Raw genomic sequence first — 17,587 nt, 5'->3', positions numbered from 1 at the left:
AGCCATGCTTTTTTTACCACTTCATCATTGGTGCAGGGCTAAATGGTTGTTGTTTAATTCGCTGCCAAGTGCGTCTTAATAACATTTTATGAAAGCCGTGATTAGGCAATGTTTGCTTAAGTTGCTTTATAAAATTCACTGGCACCCCATGTTTGACAAGACCTAAAGAAAAATCCACTAAATCGGCCTGTCGAAAGTATTCTACCAACGGGTAACGAGGATCAGTAAACGCTCTCACTTTATGGTGCTGATCGATGATAAGTGCAATCTCTTCCGACCATTCGCCTAGGTTTTGCTGTTGTAGGTAACGCTCTGCATGAATCAAAGAAGGCGGCAAATAATCCACCGTGTTATTGGTCCACAAACCTATATCGTGAAAAGCCGCAGCAATAATCAGTTTTTGGGTCTGTTGTTGATCCGGATTGGCTAAGTAAAAGCAAATGTTAAGCATACGTAATACATGGTTTTTATAAGCCAAATAGTCTTCGCCTATTTGTGTCTTATAGGGCGCTAATATTTCGTCTAAAAGTGTTATCTCTGCGCACATGTTCATGGTTTGGCTCGCCGTGTTATTAGTTTGATTTAGTATAATGAGCAGAGCAGAGCAGAGGATATCTTTAGTCATAAATGACAGTTTTATGGTTGTTTACGACAAAATGCCTCAGTGTGTTTAAAGCTGGAGCTAAGTCAAAACCCTCACTCATAAATCACCTGCTTTCACTTCATGGTCTACTATCATTAATAGCAAATGAGTCTTTTCTTTTTGCCTACTAGCAGATATCTAGGCTGTTTAATTTAGTGATAAAACATATACATTGGTGAACGATGCTATTTATGTGGACCCGCATTTTAGTGCTAAGGATTGCACTTACCTTGTTTGTTTTAGCGCTTGGTCAGGCAAGTGCAAACGAGCTCAATTTTAGTCAAGAAGAGCAGCAATGGATTGACCAGCAATCGGCTATTTCTGTGGTGGCCGATGTTAACTTTTACCCTTATGCCTTTGTTAATGATGCGGGTGAATATGAGGGTATTTCACGTGACTACCTAAACGAAATTGCCAAGCTAAGCGGCTTAACCTTTACCTACCAAATCGGCTTACCGTGGTTGGAGATGTTGCAAGGCTTTAAGCAGCAGCGGTTCGACATTATTCCAATGATGTTTTTTGACCAAGAAAAAACCAGTTATGTAAATTTTTCTGAACCCTACCTATTACATACCGAGTATCTGTTTACCCAAAGCAATACGCCGGTGCTTGGCTCCTTGGACGAGTTATCGGGAAAAACCTTAGCGGTAGTAGAAGGTTTTGAGCAAACCGCCTGGTTAAAACAGCGTTACCCCACCATTACACTTAAATCTTATACCGAGTTGTCACATTGTTTGCGAGCGGTGGAGAAGGGGGAGGTTGATGCTACCATTGGCGAGCTGAGTTCTTCGCTATATCTAAAAAATAAACTGCGTTTAAACAAGATCAAAAAGAACATCGTGGTCACTGGGCGTAAAAACATCCCAATATCTCTAGGCTTAGCAAAGCAATCTCCTATTTTGTTGTCTGTAATTGATAAAACCCTTAAGTCTATCGATATAAAAACCCGCAATCGCATTTCAGGGCAATGGCTTAAGGACAGCTCATCGCAAAATATTATGAATGGCGCCTTTGGTTATGGGCGTGCTCCGTACATGTATGACCAAAGCTCGGAAGCTGGCTTAGAGTATGAAATAGTTCGGCGGGTGTTTTCTTCAATGGGTTACCAGTTAGGTAATATTGAACAGTTGCCTACCTTTCGTGGCGAAGAAATCCTCAATGAAGACCAAGCATTAGATTTTTCAGCAGGGGTGCTTGAAGAAGTTGAAGGGCTGTTTTATTCCGATGACATTGTGGTGTTTAACAATGTGGCAGTAAGCCGCGCTATCGATGACTTGGAACTGACTCGCCCCAGCCAGCTTAGCGAATATAGTGTAACGGGGTTTGATGGTTCAAAACGTTTGTATTCCTCGCAAATCAATAACTCAGAAAAGCCGTCCTCTAGTTATCGAGAACATGTGGTTCAAGAGCAGTCGTTAGCTGAGTTTTTTGCTGGAGAGGCCGATATTCTGGTGGCCGATGAAGCGTTGGTTAAGTGGGCGGTTAGTTACGGTGAATCTACCAATGGCTTAGTGGTTGATTACCAATTTCACGATATTTTTGTTCAGTCTGAAGTGGGCTATAAAGTAGCGTTTAGAGATGAGCGTATACGAGATTTTTTTAATCAAGCGCTTGGTGGGTTAAAACAAAGCGACAGTTATGCGCAACTGGTTGAGCTTTACATGGCGTCTAGCTTCATCAACCAGATAAAGCGGGGTAACCTCATCGCCGATGTTGTTGCACCTTACATTTTTAATAACGATATCAAACAGCTAAGAAACATTCTTAGAGTGTTTTATAAAAACTCAAACATTCAAGGAGTGACCGTCAGTTCTGATTCACCGAATCAGGTCATCTTGCAGCTTCAAGAGCGAGATGGTGAATTACAAAGCGTAGATTTTATGCAGGTGAGTAATCTTAGCCGCCTGTCAAAAGAGAGCTTTTTGGTACAAAACGGCAGCACCGATAAAGTGGGTAATATTACGTTTTATACCGAAACCAATACCCCAGAAGCGATTATCTCTGCCAGCGTGCCAGACTTAAGCCAATTCACCATGTTAAGTGAATCGGAGTTGGCCGATATGAGGTTGGCCTACGAACGGCATGGTTTATCTGGGCAACTGCTTAACTTAACTGCAGCAGAGCAGCAATGGATACTTGAAAATCCATTGGTAAAAGTAGCGGTTGACCCAGCAGCGTTGCCTTACGAAGCATTTGATAGTGACGGCCAGTACATTGGTATTGTTGCTGATTACCTACAGCTTATTTCTGCCAGTACCGGGATTGTGTTTGAGCCGGTGGAGGTTGAATCTTGGGAGCAGTCGTTAGACTTGATTCATCAACGCGAGGTGTTGCTGGCTTCGGCAGCTTTTGGCAATACCCATTTAGAGTTGGATTACACCGCTACCTTACCTATAACCAAAAGTGAGGTGAGTTACGTAGGGCGTAAAGGTGGAAATTTAATTGATTCCTTCAACCAATTAGAAGGGAAAACCATTGGCATAATTAAAGGCGCCTCACAAACCGACGAGATTGTGGAGCGCCACTTAGATGTAGATTGGATATTTCCCAATAATACCGAGCAAGGCATTGAGTTGGTTGAGCAAGGTGAAATTGACGGCATGGTAGATACCGTGTTGGTGCTTAACTATATTATCCATCACCGTGGGTACGCCAATTTATCGGTGGCAGGAGATTTTGACAAAAATGTCTCTTCTACCTTATATGTGCTTAAAACCCAGCCTTTATTACAGTCCATTGTGAGTAAAGCCATTGCTGCAGTCACCCAGCAGCAAAAAGACACTGTTGTATCTAAATGGGCGCCGCATAAAGTGGTTGAGAAAATCGACTATAGCTTGGTGTGGCAGGTGGGGTTAGGAGCGTTAGTATTGGTGGTACTAACGCTATTTTGGAACCGCCGACTAGCAACCCATATTAAGGCGCGCGAGCAGGCTGAGTTAAAACTACAAGCTCGCGAGCAACTGTTGTTTGACATGCTCAACTCCGCACCGATAGGCGTGGCTATTGTTGCCAATGACCAGACCTTTTTCTCCAACAAAACCGCTCGCGACATGTTTGGCGTAGAAGCCGAAGACTTAGACAATTTTAATGTTGGCGATATCTACAATGACAAGTCTCAGCGAGAGGCTTGTTATGAACAGCTGAGTAAAGGCGAACCGGTGGTTAATCAGGAGATTGATTTTAAACGTACCGATGGTTCACGTTTTACCGGCTTAGCCAATTATCTCAATACCGAATTTAAAGAACACAAAGCGGTATTATTTTGGTGTTACGACATTAGTGAACTTAAAGAGCTTAATACTCAGCTAACCCTCGCCATTGACCAAGCTGATCATGCTAATCGCGCTAAGTCTGACTTTTTAGCCAATATGAGCCACGAAATTCGTACGCCGATGAACGCCATTATTGGCATGACGCATCTCGCGCTAAATGCTGACTTGGACCGAAAAACGCGCAGTTACTTAAACAAAGTATCACATGCTGCGGCTTCGTTACTTGGCATTATCAATGACATTCTCGATTTTTCAAAAATTGAAGCGGGCAAGTTAGACATGGAAAGCTTGGATATTTGTATTCAAGATATTCTGCAAAACCAACTGAATTTAATTGAGCTTAAAGCGCAAGAAAAGGGCATTGAAGTTGTCACTATGGTTGAGCCCCAAGTGCCTAATAATTTGATGGGTGACCCGCTTCGTTTAGGGCAAATTTTTACTAACTTGGCCAGCAATGCGATTAAGTTCACTGATCAGGGTGAGATTGTATTTACAGTGAAATTACTGGAGCAAGCAAGCGACCAAGCCAAATTGCAGTTTTCAGTAAAAGACAGTGGTATTGGTATTTCACCCGAGCAGCAACTAAAGCTGTTTCAATCTTTCACTCAGGCGGATACGTCTACCACCCGAGAATATGGTGGCACCGGATTAGGTTTAACCATTTGCAAGCGTTTGGTTGAGCTAATGGAAGGCGAAATATGGATAAATAGCGTGTTAGGCGAGGGCACTGAGTTTGTGTTTACCGCATGGTTTCAGCTCAACCATAGTCGCCCTAGTTTACGTAATGCCTTGGGTGCTAGCAGATTAGGCGATATGCAAATATTGGTGGTAGATGATAATGAAAGTGCCGCCGATATCATGGCTTCAATTGTTTCTTCTTTTGGCCCAATTGTCAGCGTTGTGCACTCAGGAGCCGAAGCTCAACAGTTGGTCGCGAAGCAACCAGAGCTGTTTGATGTGGCGATTGTTGATTGGAATATGCCTGATATGGACGGAGTCGCAACTTGCGAAGCAATTCGCCAAGAAGCAGGTAGCCATCCTATTGGTTTCATTATTGTTTCAGCCTATGACCACGCTCGGTTCAAGCAACAAAGTGAAAACGCCGGGGTCAGTGCTTATTTATCCAAACCGATTACCGCCTCGGAAGTATTTAACGCCATTGCGCGAATTAGCGGACGAGACATCGAGTTGTATAGACCGGTTGCAAAACTCAGTGATAAGTTGAGTGACGCCAAGCGTAAACTGCGTGGAGCCCATGTGTTACTGGTTGAAGACAACGAGCTGAATCAAGACTTAGCCCTAGAGCTACTTAACAGTATTGATGTGAGTTGTGACTTAGCTGAAAATGGCCAAATAGCGATAGATAAACTGCGTGTTAATCGCTACGACGGGGTATTGATGGATATTCAAATGCCAGTAATGGATGGTTACTCTGCGACTCAAAAGATCCGCGAATTTGATTTGGAAATAGTGGTGATTGCCATGACCGCCAACGCCATGAGTGGTGACCGAGAAAAAGTGATTAGCGCTGGTATGAATGATTACATTAGTAAACCGATTGATGTAGAAACCATGATCACTACTATGGCTCAGTGGATTCAAGCGTCTGGTATTAAAGGGGCAGGTGTTTCCGGTGATCAGCTTGTAACCAGTGACATGGCGGTAGCCCAAAGCCTGAACCCTGAACTGATTAATCAAGTCGCTGGTCTAGCTACCTGTAATGGTAATAGCGGCTTATATCTGAAGCTGCTAACAAAATTTAGCAATAGTCAGCAGCAATTTGTCGAAGAATTTGAAGTCGCCGTTGGCGAGTTAGATTGGGAGCTCGCCACTCGACTTGTTCATACCTTAAAGGGGAACTCTGGGAATATTGGTGCGTTAGCCTTACAAGATGCAGCCGCAGAGTTGGAAGCTGTAGCTAACTCGATTAAGCAAGGCGAATTAGGGGATAGTTTTGAAAACAGCGTTGAGCGCATTCAAACATTGCTCGCTAACCTTGCTACCCAACTGCATTTGGCTTTGGGGGAGATAGCTCTATTGTTGCCTAATGCAAACCGCCCTTCAGCCACTGACGATAGCTCATTGTTCGATAAAAATATCGCACAACTTAAATCTGAGTTTGCTCAGCTCAGTTTTCAGTTAGAAGAGTGCGACGCCGATGCGGTTGAGCGGATTGATGAATTGGTAGAGTTAGCGTTCCCCGAACAGATAAAAAAACAGTTAGTGAGTATTAATCGAGCGGCGGCTGAATATGACTTTGAAGAGGCTGCCGTTAAGTTAGCGGCTCTGCAACAAAGTTTGAGTTGATTTACATCATCTTAACAACACATAGTGCAGCAAGATTACTCTGAATCACCTAGTGTAGATGAAGTGTGTTTTTTCAGCATAAGTAAGGAAAACTTTATGAACAAACATTTTGTTATTGCTACGGTATGTAGTTTTAGCTTGCTTATTAGTGCGTCACTTGCGGCATTTCCCAAGTCAAAAGTGAGTGAGTCTCAGCATTTATTTGCCCAGTCTATTATTTACCATTCTTTGAGTGGGTTTTGCGCCAATGTGGCGGGGAATAAAAGCTTGAGTTCTGATTATCAAAAGTGGCGAGTAAGTTATCAAGATAGTATTAAACAAGGCCGTATCGAAGTTGCCGACCTTGCCGCCACCATGGATAAAACCATGGACTCAGTTGTGTCTGATTTAGTGCATGTTGCCGAGCAAGAGTGGGGACAAATGGATAGTTCTCAACGCCAGCAAAAATGCCAAGATTTGCAGGCTTTTCTTACGCAATCAAAGCCAGAGAAACCTGCAACATATTAGATAGAAGCCAGTTGGTAATGAGGCCGTATTTTGCTGCGCTGGATATGCTGTTCCACATCTAAACCGCGTAAGAACCCATACTGAGTGACAAGTACACTTTTAAATCCCATCGCGTTGCCACCAAGTATGTCGGTGTGCAAGGTATCACCAATCATCGCAATGCGCTGTGGTGCAACATCTCCAAGTTGGTGTTTAATTCGACTCAGTGCTTCTTCAAAAATCGGCGCGTAGGGTTTACCAAAGCAACGTATCTGAGGATAGATCTCATCCGGTAGGGTTAAGGTGTAACTACCTGGCTCTTGAGATACCCCATTTTCTAGCGGTGCGATCAGGTCTGAATTTCCTACCCAAACTGTACGTGGCTTGTTTTGTAGTTCTGCTATAAACCGCTGGTGACGCTCCTCATTCCAAGCTTGGCCGCTTAAAAACAAAAACTCGTCCGCTTGCCAAAAGTTATCGTCTTCTGGGTAAACACAAGGTCGCTGGGTATCTAAACGAAACTCAGGCAGTGTTATAACACCTAAGCTTGTTGAGCTCTGTAAGTCCATGTACTGCAACAGTACTTCACGGCTATTTACAATTTCTTGGTCACTAAAGTCGAAACCCAAGCCGACAAACTTATCGAACAATTGCTGTTTGTTTTGAGTGGCAGCATTGGTTACTACCATCACTTTCTTGCCAGCCCTTCGCAGTTTAGCTATTTGCTCTTTAGCCCCTTCAATGGCGGTTCCACCCACATTTAGCACGCCGTAAGCATCAAACAAAAATACATCAATATCGTCGACTAAATCCGTAATGCTATCGAGTTGTTGGGTATGTGAAACAGGAACACTTTCAGGCAGTCGCTCTGGCATCGCAAGATAGGCCGAAAATGCCTCTGATGGGCTGTAAAACATGGTGATTAACCTCAGCAAAAATTAGAGCGTTACTGTGGCAGATAATTAGCAGAATATGAACCCATCCCAAGATGAAAGTTAGGCTTTAACTAAAAATTATTTTTCCTAGTGTTTAATGATACTTGAGCTTCAAGCGCATTTTTTATCAAGCCTTGTAGCCAAGTCATCATTGGGCTGTTTCGGTTTTTTACATGGCTGTAGCTTAGTACCGGTTCTTTAAATGTCTCGCCGTTAATCAATACGTTAATGGTTCTCAAACTTGGATATAGATGCTGAGGAAAAAGGTTAGAGTGAGGCATAAACATATTGGTATGTAATACGACATCAATAAGTGCCATTACCACTTCGGAGCGAAAGCCTATCTTCGCAGGTAAGCCCTCTCTTTTCATAGCTTCGGCGGCTAAGCTAAAATCATCATTCCAGCCAGGAATAAACAAGGAAGCAATTTCGTATTCCGATATGTCTTTAAGTGTTGCTAGCGATTTTTTCAATGGATGATCCTGCCTAACTATCACTCTCCCTTCTAGTTCGATCATGTGTTGGCTATACACTTCTTTGGGGTGGCTTACATCATAATTTACCCCAGCCAAAATTCGACCTTTTTGTATATCCTCTAGGGTTGAGCTTGACCAACTTGTAAGTACTAATCTTGAGTTTGGCGCTTGTTTTGAAACGGCTCTATATAAAGCGCCAGATAAGCAAGTCATTACCACAGGAGATAGAGCAATATTGATAGTTTGGTCTAGTGTCGATAGGTCTAGCTCATTGTTTCGATTTAAGGCATTTTCTAAACCCGACATGTGGGGCTGAATAAGCTGTATTAGCTCTTCAGAAAACGCGGTAGCCTTTAAACCTCCATGCACTTTAACAAACAGCTCATCGCCAAAGTGGTTTCGTAGCTTAGACAAGGCTTGACTGATCGCTGGCTGAGAGACAAATAAGCGTTCCGAAGCTTTACGCATATTCTGTTCATCAAACAGCACTAAAAACGTTTTTAGTAGGTTTAGGTCTAGCTGTTGATAGGAATTTTTATTCATTACACTCATTGATCGTAAATCTCTATTCATCTGGGCGCCATTGCCACCTTGTTTTCTTATTGTTGATTCTACCTTGATAAGCTTAGCTTATTATTGAAATTTGTTTTACTTATTAGATCAAGGTGTCAGTAATAACAATAATGCGCTTCGAATTTACTGAGACTTCGAGCATTACTATGAAAAAAACACTATTGGCATTCAGCCTATCTACCTTATCTATTCCATCCGCTTTTGCTGCTGAATTTTTTGTTGGAGCGGGTGGGGGCTACCAAAATGTTAAGGTGGAAGCATCAGACTCTGAATTTGGTAATCGCTCTGCTAACGCTGGTCGTGCAGCAATGCACCTAAGAGGTGGTGTATATCTAAACGAAAACCATCGTTTAACGGCTACGATCAATTATATGAGCGATGCAAATGTTTATCGCAGCCACTTAGGTCAACACCCTAGTCGAATCGATACACAGCTAGAGTTGGCCCAAAACGAGTATCTATTGTCTTATGATTATATTCAGTCAATCAGTGATAAGTTTTCTGTATTTGGAGGCGCCACCGTTGGTGCTGTTCATAATAAAGGGAAGTTTTGGTTAGAAGAAAAACCTCTGGGTGGCGGTGTTTCAAGTTACTCACATCAAGCGAGTCAAACCGATTTCACCTACGGTTTACAAATTGGTATGCAATATAAGATAGTGGATAACTTGTCGGTGGATATTCAGTACAGGCATATGTTTAAGAGTTACTCCAATGATATTCATTGGGAGAACGGCGAAAAAACCAGTTTCTCATTGCCACATAGTAATGCTTACACAATATCTTTTGACTATCGCTTCTAGTTCGTGAGCTTTTGAGTACGCTTTGTACAAGGACTTTTTTAGCGTACTTACATAGGCCCATTTAATATATGAAGTTTTGGTACTTTCATCCTCTTTAAATTATCTTGGCTTCCTGACGATAAACATTACACTCTAGTTTTTGATTATCTGCTTGAGTTGTTATGTCATATCTTTTGTCTATTACCTTGTTGTGGGCCTTTTCTTTTAGTTTGATAGGAGTGTACTTAGCGGGGCAAGTCGACGCTTGGTTTTCAGTTCTAATGCGAGTGGGCTTGGCGACCTTGGTCTTCATACCCTTTCTTAAACCCTCGCAAGTAAGTCCTTCGCTCGCGATTAAATTGATGCTGATTGGAGCTATCCAATTGGGCTGCATGTACGGGTTTTACTATCAGTCATTTTTGTACTTGTCGGTACCGGAAGTGCTGTTATTTACTGTTATGACGCCGATTTACGTTACTTTGGTCAATGATGCCTTTGAGCGCCGCTTTAACTCTCAATTCTTATTAAGTGCTTTTATTGCCACCCTAGGCGCGGTGGCGATTAGGTATGAAGGCATCGACCAAGGTTTTGTCACTGGTTTCTTGTTGGTTCAAGGGGCCAACCTGTGTTTTGCATCTGGGCAAGTGGCATACAAACGTTTAATGGCTAGGCAATCTCAGCAGCTTGCGCAACAAACCGTGTTTGCTTGGTTCTTTATTGGAGCCTTGATTGTGGCCATCATCGCTTTTGTTATGTTGGGTAATACCAATAAGTTACCCTCGACTAATATTCAGTGGGGGGTACTTGTTTACCTTGGCATTATAGCTTCTGGCTTCGGTTATTTTGCTTGGAACAAAGGCGCTACCTTGGTGAACATCGGCGCTTTAGCGGTGGCGAACAACTTACTTATCCCTGCTGGAATAGCGGTAAATTTGCTGATTTGGAATCATGACGCTGACGTATTGCGATTAAGTATTGGCGCCGCAATTATTATTGCGGCCTTAGCGTTAAACGAACGCCTGCAAAAAACAAGCTTGTGAGAGTTTAAAGTTTGATGCACCTTTTTGAACGATTTGCCTTTATAATCGAAACCAGCAAACCGTTTCTGTTTAGGCTTTAGGATCTACGTATGAAAGAAATACAGCAAAATAACCCCTTGCATGGCCTCAAGCTTGAAGTGCTGCTGGATGAGATAGTTGAACATTATGGCTGGGAAACACTGGCCTATGCCATGAATATGAACTGTTTTAAAAACAATCCTACCCCTCAGTCTTGCCTTAAGTTTTTACGTAAAACCACTTGGGCGAGAGAGAAAGTTGAAGCGTTTTATATGTACCGCTTTAAACATCTTCCGCGGCCAGATGACAAGCAATATGCTTTACCTCCGCGTGACCGCTTAGTGCCCTTAGACCAAAAGCCTCGTGCTCCAGTAGTGATTGATATTACCGCAGAGAAGCAGGTGCAAAACAAGCCAAAACCTAAGCCTAAGAGAAGTTTTAAGGCCAAACCCAAAGCAACATGGCCTAAGCCACAAGAGAGCGATGTTCAAGATGAGGGCAAACCGCTAAACCCTTGGGCAGATTCACCTAAGTAAACTGCCTTAACAGCAGTAGGAAAATAGAAAATATCGAGTACAATTCTCGGTAATTGTTAGCCTTGTAGTGTTAATGGTATGCAAGGCGCTTAGTGCTTATTTCGGTTCTAGTTATGTCTCAAGATACAGTTAAAATTGGTTTGGTTAACCCCAAAAGCCCCAGTAATGTTGGTTCAGTAATGCGTGCAGCAGGTTGTTTTGGTACGTCTGAGGTGTTTTATACAGGGCAGCGCTACGCGCGCGCCGCGCGTTTTAATACCGATACCAAAAACCAAAGTTTGAATATTCCACTAAGAGGAGTTGATGACCTTGCAGAGCAAGCCGCAGGGCTAAAAATAGTCTGTATTGAATTGGCCGAAGGGGCAACACCCTTGCCAGACTTCACTCATCCTGAACAGGCTTTATATATCTTTGGCCCCGAAGACGGCTCTATTAGCCAAGATCTGGTGGATAAAGCTGATGACGTGGTGTATGTCCCCACTCAAGGTTGTTTGAATTTGGCAGCAACCGTGAATGTGGTGCTCTACGACCGCCTTGCTAAATCTGATGTGTTTAAGAGTGGAGATGAGTTAATTCGTCAAAGCCGCGATGTTAATAACCGCTTAAAAGTCAATTAGTTGATTGGGGGCGTTTAACCGCCCCATCATATTATTTGGGGTTCTTCGTCGCGCGTTGATCTTCGCGTAACTTCTGCTTTTGCTGGCGACGCTGCTCACTATGTTGAGCTGCTTCCATTCCAACATGTTGTTCCCCACGTTGCTTAGCTAACTGTACTTGTTTTTCTCGCTCTCTAAAGCGGCTTTTTTGCTCGTCACTTAAGCTATCGTAACAATGTGGGCAGCTCACACCTTGCTCAAATTTTTCGCTTTGCATGTCGGCCGGAGATATAGGCATACGACAGCCGCTACACAATTGGTATTCACCCGGTTGTAGTTGGTGGTCTACGGTGACACGCTCATCAAATACAAAGCAGTCACCTTCCCATAACGACTCTTGTTGTGGCACTTCTTCTAAGTATTTAAGAATGCCGCCTTCTAAATGATAAACCTCATCAAAACCTTGTTCTTTTAAGTAGGCGGTTGATTTTTCACAACGGATCCCACCAGTACAAAACATCGCTACTTTTTTGTGTTTTTGTGGATCCATCTCTTCGGCTACGTAAGCCGGAAATTCACGAAAGGTTTCAGTATTTGGGTTAACCGCATGCTTAAAACTGCCCAGTTGTACTTCGTAGTCGTTGCGAGTATCTACCACCAATACTTCTGGGTCGGCAATCAGTTGATTCCAATCGCTGGGTTTAACGTAAGAGCCCACTACATGGTTAGGGTCAATGCCTTCCACACCCATGGTAACAATTTCTTTTTTGAGCTTTACTCGTGAACGATTAAAGGGTTGCTCGGAGCTAAACGAGCGCTTATCCACGATTTGGCTCAGACGAGGATCAGACTTTAGCCACTGTAATACAGTTTCTATGGATTGGTCTGGCCCTGCGATGGTGCCGTTAATGCCTTCTTCGGCCAGCAGTAAGGTACCGCGTACTTGGTGTTGTTTCATCAAGGCTAGCAGTGGAGTTTGTAGCTCTAGGTAATTGTTTAATCGAACAAATTTGTATAGGGCGCAAATGGTAATTTGGCTCATGTTAACTTCCTTGTGCCTACCGGGGCGTAATCCCGAAGCATGGTTAAAAGAGGCTCATTGTAATGAAAATGCTACTAATTGCAGCAGTAATGTGGCTTTTTGTTGTAGGCTTGTTGGAGTGGTTTAACGATGTATAAGTACAGTTCTGTGTGCTAGCCCGCTAAAACAAAGTGTTACGGACTGTTGTGTTTTTGCTGCATAGCATGACAGGTCTATAATGAAGTAATTAACTAACATGGAATAGGTTGAGTAGTATGTCTAGTGTTTTAGCCTCAGTGGATCAACGAACCCAGCTCGTGGGCGAAAACCGTTTAGAATTATTAATTTTTAAACTCAACTCAATGCAGTTGTTTGCAATTAATGTTTTTAAGGTGAAAGAGGTAGTTAAACTACCGAATATGAACCGCTTACCAGGATCTCATGCTCATGTTTCAGGCGTGGTTAACTTACGCGGTCATTCTATTCCGGTTATCGATTTACGTGCCGCAGTTAAAATGCCACCGGCTAAAGAAGAAGCCAAGGTCGACTGTAACTTAATTATTACCGAATATAACCGCTCGGTGCAGGGCTTTATGGTGGGCGAGGTTATGCATATTGTGAATACCTCGTGGAAGGATATTTTACCGCCGCCTACCTCGGTAGGGCGCAGTAATTACCTCACGGCCATCACTCGAATCGATCATGAAGATGCCAGTCGCATTGTAGAAATTATTGATGTTGAGAAAGTACTCGCTGAAATTGTTTCTTACAACATCGCCATTTCTGAAGAAGCCTTAGATAAAGATGTCTCTCATCTATTAAGTGGAAAACGGGTGTTGGTGGTTGATGATTCCTCTACGGCACGTGGTCAAGTGAAAGCCACCCTAGGCCAATTGGGCATGGAAATTATTGAAGCCGAAAATGGCCTTCAAGCGCTAAACATGCTTAAGGGCTGGGCCGATGAAGGTAAATCGGTGTACGACGAAATTTTGTTAATGATTACCGATGCCGAAATGCCCGAAATGGATGGTTACCGTTTAACCGCAGAAGTGCGGGGGGATGAGCGTATGAGTGATTTGTTCATTGCCTTGAATACGTCTTTAAGTGGCAGCTTTAATGAAGCCATGGTAGAAAAGGTAGGCTGTGATCGCTTTATCTCTAAGTTTCAACCGGATTTGCTGGTAGATGTTGTACAGCAGAGAATGCGTGAATTTATTTCTGGTTAATTTCTTAAAACCTATTAGCAGCCTCAAACAGAGCGTTTAAGGCTCAAGTACTCTAGAAAAAGGCCCGAAGGCTTACATGTGCTTCGGCCTTTTTGATTAATGCTATAAAGCCGCTGCTACTTTGTTTGCTACGTCTTCTGAGAGCCAAACTTGCCAAAGCTCAGGATGATGTTCAAAAAAGTAATACATCGCCTCTTCTGCGTCAGCCTGGTTGTCTTCCATCCAAGCCAGTAAAAGGCTCATTTGTTGGTTGCTAAAACCTCGCTGACCCAGATATTCAAAGGCTAAAGGTTCACTTTTAGCAAATGATTCCGTGGTAACCGAATGCACTGGCGAGGGCGGGTACATAGTGACTTTAGGTGACTCACAGTCTGGCTGGGTAGTACAGTTGCGGTATTCATCTAGGTCTGTGCCACTGCCAAAATCAACTTTTACCATGGTGTATTTACCCAACACTGGGGTGGGTGACCAGTAATAACCAAACCATGGCTTTTTGCGTTCATAGGCTTTAGCCAGTTCACCAGCTAAAGCGGCACCTGAACCAGGATCTATCATCTCAAAACCATGCTTCTCAAGCGCTAATGCATTGAACAAATGCTCTGAGGTTATTTGACAGGTCCATCCTGCCGGACAGCCATAAAACGCAGATTTTTCATCATCTTCCGGATGTTTGAATAAGTTTGCGTGTTTAATCACCCCCTCAATGGTGGCAAGCTCTGGGTGCTTCTCTACCAAGAAGTCGGCAACCCAAAAACCTTCTTCACCGCCGTCTGTTAAGGAGTTACCGGCGTAGCGTAAACGCTTATCGGCAACACCTTTGTCTAAGGCTTCCTTAATACCATTGGTCCAAAGCTCCGGCGCGATATCTGGGTAGCCTTTTTCTATCATTGATATCCCTGTTGGAACGCTATCTCCAGGTATCAATTCGGCTTCACAGCCAAAGCCATGTTCTAATATAAACTGGTCAATATGCGCCATCAGGCTTGCTGAATTCCAGTTCATATCGGCAATGCTTACGCTGCCACACTCTTTTGCATTGGTCTGAATCGATACCACAGACAACAGCATCGCTAAGGCAAGTGCACACTTGTTTTTCATAAAGTATATATCCTCTATCCATGTCGAATAAGCTTGTTTACCTTACCGCGTGCAAGGTAAATAATAATGCTTGCCAGCGTTAGTTAAAGGGCGGCTCAGCGAAGTTTACTTTAGCCCTACTTAACTGGCTTTTACCGTTGCTTTCAGTTTATGCATAAATGCTTTGAAGTGTGGCATAAAATCGATGAACAAATCGTGTTTACGATTTTGCATCATAACCGGCCCTAATAAACGCAAGGCTACACCCACTTTGGTGGCGATGTTTTCTTCTAAGCCACTGCCTTGCTTTAGTTTTTCTACAACCGTAAACAAGTCTTCTCTGTCTTGGTATTCGAATACCATGGTTTTAGGCGCTTCAGTATCGAGTTCTTCAATAGTGATACGGTAGCCATTTTCTTTTCTGGTACGTGTCGTCATACTTTTCTCACTCTAAGGTTGTTTAGCTTTTTAAGAATTTTTCAATTTTAGGTTTGACTGTCATTGAAATAATCAGCATAAGGCTTAAACCTACCGGCAGTGCGACTAAAAAAACCTCTAGCCACGCGCTGGCAAATTCTGATCTATTAGCAAAGCCGATATTTTTAGCGGTGGTAGTAAAAGCCATAATCGATTCCATGATGACTGCCATGATCACTCCAACAATCGGGTTACGTGCAGACTCTGCTATATGTGGCAGTAGCTTGGCGATTAACTTGCTCACTAGGCTCATCATTACTAGACCAACCGGCATCAAAATAACGGCGGTAGTAAGAAATGCCTCTAACCAAATCACTACAAAGGAGTCGCTGTATCCCACCTGTATATAAGTCATCACGCCAGTCAGGGTACCCGCGATAACAGACATCATGGCGAGCACGACTAAAATTTTGTAGAACAGTGGGTTGGATTTAGCGTCTGCCGTTACGGCTGCTGTTATTGGTGTGCTCATTTCGTTGTTCAATTTGTACCTATTTGCATATGGTTGATTTTATCTACTATATTTATATTGGTTGATTTAGTCAACCACATTTGGATCTAAATAGAGAGCAACTCAACATTAGTATTCTTTTATTTAAAAAATACAGATAGTTAAGCGAACGCGTATCTATCAACTAAATTGAGGGGGAGGAGTAAGTCAGCATTCGATGAGGAACGCCGGCATTGTGGTTTACCGTTGCTGTAATACACGAAGATGCTTGGTTTGAGTGGTAAGTGGCAAACAGCCAATAAAAAAGGCCCTTAGATAAGGGCCTTTATAAAGATTTACGTTTGCCAGTGCTTGGCTTGAGTTTTACTTAAAAAACAACTGGCTAAATGGGTTAAGTAAAGATGCCAGTCCCGAAGTAAAATGCAGTGGCGCATCTAACAAGGTTAAACATAGGCAATCTTGGTTAGCTGCAGTGCGCGGGGTGTGTTTATTCTCAGTATTTTGAATAATAAAATCACCCGGAACATAGCTACCTGCATCATCAATAAAGGTGCCAGCTAGTACCAAGGTTATCTCTTGACCTTGATGAGTATGCTCTGGCAAGGCACTATCTTGATCCATGTAAATAAAGTTCATTTTACTGTCACTAACAGCATCTACACGGGCTCGTTGAATTTTACCCGGTAAGCGTCCCCAGGGGCCAATGTGTTGCGGATGAGCCTGCAATGCACGTGGCAATGGAAAACGTTTATCCCCTAAACTGATTTCTTCTTGCAGCCTTGGCTGGCTAGGCTCAATCACTGTTTCAGCACTTTGCTGCATAATCATTTGCAGCATCGAATCCAGATCATTGCTCATGGCTGCAGGTTGGGTATCTTCTAACTGAGCGGCCATTTTTTGTTCAATGGCGTGCACCCGTTGTCTACACTCGGTGCAGTATTCCAAATGGGCACTTACCATAATGCTCATAGCGGGGTCTAATTGGCCAGCGGCATATAGGTTGAGAGTCTCCTCAACTGGATGAAATTGAATGCTAGTCATCTAAAACCTCCTTCATTTTTTTCAGCGCTAATCTAAGGCGACTTTTCACAGTGCCAAGCGGTAAATTCAATATTTCCGATACTTGTTGTTGAGACTCACCATGTAGGTAGACCCGCCGAACAATATCAGCTTGTTCTTCTGGCAAACGTTCTATTAGCTCTTTGAGTTCATTACTCACTAACTCTTGATCCTCAGAAGATATTTTGTCTGAGTCTTCTTCTTCAGTGAGAATTGGCCAAAGGTCGTCGCCTTGCACCCAGCTTTGCTGGTGCTTGCCTTTGCGCATTAAGTCAAACTTCACGTTCCGCGACACCGAAAATATCCACGTCATCGCATTGCCTTTGGAGGCGTCGTATAAACCCGCTTTTAGCCATAGTTTGAGCATGGTTTCTTGCACCATTTCAAGTGCCAAGGATTCATCTACAAACTGCTTACGCGCCAAATTAAGTAAGCGTGGAGCAACTTCGCGGAACAAGGTGTCGTAACTGCGCTTACACTGCTTACTTGCAATGTTTGCCAATAACAGGGCGATACCATCGTCTTTATTGGGCTGGGAAACCTGAGTAGCCATGCGTGTTGTTGTTCCACCGATTGTCGATACTGAGCGTTGTATTTCCATATTGCCAAAATCGT

Annotated in this window: 16 protein-coding genes; 7 read left to right on the top strand and 9 right to left on the bottom strand. The window is 43.2% G+C overall.

Annotated elements, in window-relative coordinates; all coding sequences use genetic code 11:
• Nucleotides 1-13: 13 nt before the first annotated feature.
• Complete coding sequence (locus tag FFR00_RS03695; RefSeq protein ID WP_137672026.1) at nt 14-553, bottom strand: HD domain-containing protein; 540 nt, start codon at nt 551-553, stop codon at nt 14-16.
• A gap of 281 nt (nt 554-834) precedes the next feature.
• On the opposite strand from FFR00_RS03695, the gene FFR00_RS03690 reads away from it, so the two are divergent.
• Together FFR00_RS03690 and FFR00_RS03685 are read left to right on the top strand one after the other, a co-directional pair.
• Nucleotides 835-6,222, top strand: a complete 5,388-nt coding sequence (locus FFR00_RS03690; RefSeq protein ID WP_161985082.1) for a response regulator — start codon at nt 835-837, stop codon at nt 6,220-6,222.
• Between the two features lie 96 nt (nt 6,223-6,318).
• The gene (locus FFR00_RS03685) at nt 6,319-6,729 is read left to right on the top strand and encodes a hypothetical protein (protein WP_137672024.1); all 411 of its coding nucleotides are present in this window, start codon (nt 6,319-6,321) and stop codon (nt 6,727-6,729) included.
• Here FFR00_RS03685 and FFR00_RS03680 read toward each other — a convergent pair.
• Together FFR00_RS03680 and FFR00_RS03675 are read right to left on the bottom strand one after the other, a co-directional pair.
• Nucleotides 6,726-7,625, bottom strand: coding sequence for an HAD-IIA family hydrolase (locus tag FFR00_RS03680; RefSeq protein WP_137672023.1), 900 nt, complete (start codon nt 7,623-7,625; stop codon nt 6,726-6,728). The genes FFR00_RS03685 and FFR00_RS03680 overlap by 4 nt on opposite strands.
• Nucleotides 7,626-7,714: 89 nt before the next feature.
• Entirely contained in the window at nt 7,715-8,662 is a 948-nt protein-coding gene (locus tag FFR00_RS03675; RefSeq protein WP_137672022.1) for a LysR family transcriptional regulator, read from the bottom strand.
• A 176-nt stretch (nt 8,663-8,838) separates the two neighbouring features.
• On the opposite strand from FFR00_RS03675, the gene FFR00_RS03670 reads away from it, so the two are divergent.
• The 4 genes from FFR00_RS03670 to FFR00_RS03655 all read left to right on the top strand — a co-directional run bounded on the left by FFR00_RS03670 (nt 8,839) and on the right by FFR00_RS03655 (nt 11,682).
• Entirely contained in the window at nt 8,839-9,492 is a 654-nt protein-coding gene (locus FFR00_RS03670) for an outer membrane beta-barrel protein (RefSeq protein WP_137672021.1), read from the top strand.
• Nucleotides 9,493-9,653: 161 nt separating this feature from the next.
• Nucleotides 9,654-10,511, top strand: a complete 858-nt coding sequence (locus tag FFR00_RS03665) for a carboxylate/amino acid/amine transporter (protein ID WP_137672020.1) — start codon at nt 9,654-9,656, stop codon at nt 10,509-10,511.
• A gap of 89 nt (nt 10,512-10,600) precedes the next feature.
• Complete coding sequence (locus tag FFR00_RS03660) at nt 10,601-11,065, top strand: VF530 family DNA-binding protein (protein ID WP_137672019.1); 465 nt, start codon at nt 10,601-10,603, stop codon at nt 11,063-11,065.
• 113 nt (nt 11,066-11,178) lie between these two features.
• A complete protein-coding gene (locus FFR00_RS03655) occupies nt 11,179-11,682 on the top strand; it encodes an RNA methyltransferase (protein WP_137672018.1) in 504 nt (167 codons plus the stop codon).
• Nucleotides 11,683-11,713: 31 nt separating this feature from the next.
• Here FFR00_RS03655 and FFR00_RS03650 read toward each other — a convergent pair whose 3' ends face one another.
• The gene (locus FFR00_RS03650) at nt 11,714-12,703 is read right to left on the bottom strand and encodes a rhodanese-related sulfurtransferase (protein ID WP_137672017.1); all 990 of its coding nucleotides are present in this window, start codon (nt 12,701-12,703) and stop codon (nt 11,714-11,716) included.
• Nucleotides 12,704-12,957: 254 nt separating this feature from the next.
• On the opposite strand from FFR00_RS03650, the gene FFR00_RS03645 reads away from it, so the two are divergent.
• Nucleotides 12,958-13,908 (top strand): chemotaxis protein CheV, encoded by a 951-nt coding sequence (locus FFR00_RS03645; protein WP_137672016.1) that lies wholly within the window; start codon nt 12,958-12,960, stop codon nt 13,906-13,908.
• Nucleotides 13,909-14,010: 102 nt separating this feature from the next.
• Here the strand turns inward: FFR00_RS03645 and FFR00_RS03640 are convergent, their stop codons facing one another.
• The 5 genes from FFR00_RS03640 to FFR00_RS03620 all read right to left on the bottom strand — a co-directional run bounded on the left by FFR00_RS03640 (nt 14,011) and on the right by FFR00_RS03620 (nt 17,573).
• A complete protein-coding gene (locus FFR00_RS03640) occupies nt 14,011-15,006 on the bottom strand; it encodes an ABC transporter substrate-binding protein (RefSeq protein ID WP_201798687.1) in 996 nt (331 codons plus the stop codon).
• A gap of 120 nt (nt 15,007-15,126) precedes the next feature.
• Nucleotides 15,127-15,423, bottom strand: a complete 297-nt coding sequence (locus tag FFR00_RS03635; protein WP_137672015.1) for a DUF3861 domain-containing protein — start codon at nt 15,421-15,423, stop codon at nt 15,127-15,129.
• 22 nt (nt 15,424-15,445) lie between these two features.
• Entirely contained in the window at nt 15,446-15,934 is a 489-nt protein-coding gene (locus FFR00_RS03630; protein ID WP_137672014.1) for a DUF2798 domain-containing protein, read from the bottom strand.
• Between the two features lie 342 nt (nt 15,935-16,276).
• The gene (locus FFR00_RS03625; RefSeq protein WP_137672013.1) at nt 16,277-16,954 is read right to left on the bottom strand and encodes a ChrR family anti-sigma-E factor; all 678 of its coding nucleotides are present in this window, start codon (nt 16,952-16,954) and stop codon (nt 16,277-16,279) included.
• Complete coding sequence (locus FFR00_RS03620) at nt 16,947-17,573, bottom strand: sigma-70 family RNA polymerase sigma factor (RefSeq protein WP_235836152.1); 627 nt, start codon at nt 17,571-17,573, stop codon at nt 16,947-16,949. The genes FFR00_RS03625 and FFR00_RS03620 overlap by 8 nt, the downstream gene beginning before the upstream one ends.
• Between the last annotated feature and the right edge of the window lie 14 nt (nt 17,574-17,587).

Origin of the sequence: Agarivorans sp. Toyoura001, from assembly GCF_005405585.1 — a bacterium.
In the GTDB taxonomy this organism is placed as follows: Bacteria; Pseudomonadota; Gammaproteobacteria; order Enterobacterales; family Celerinatantimonadaceae; genus Agarivorans.
Note: the sequence above shows the minus strand (reverse complement) of the source record. Positions and strands in the feature narration are given on the sequence as shown.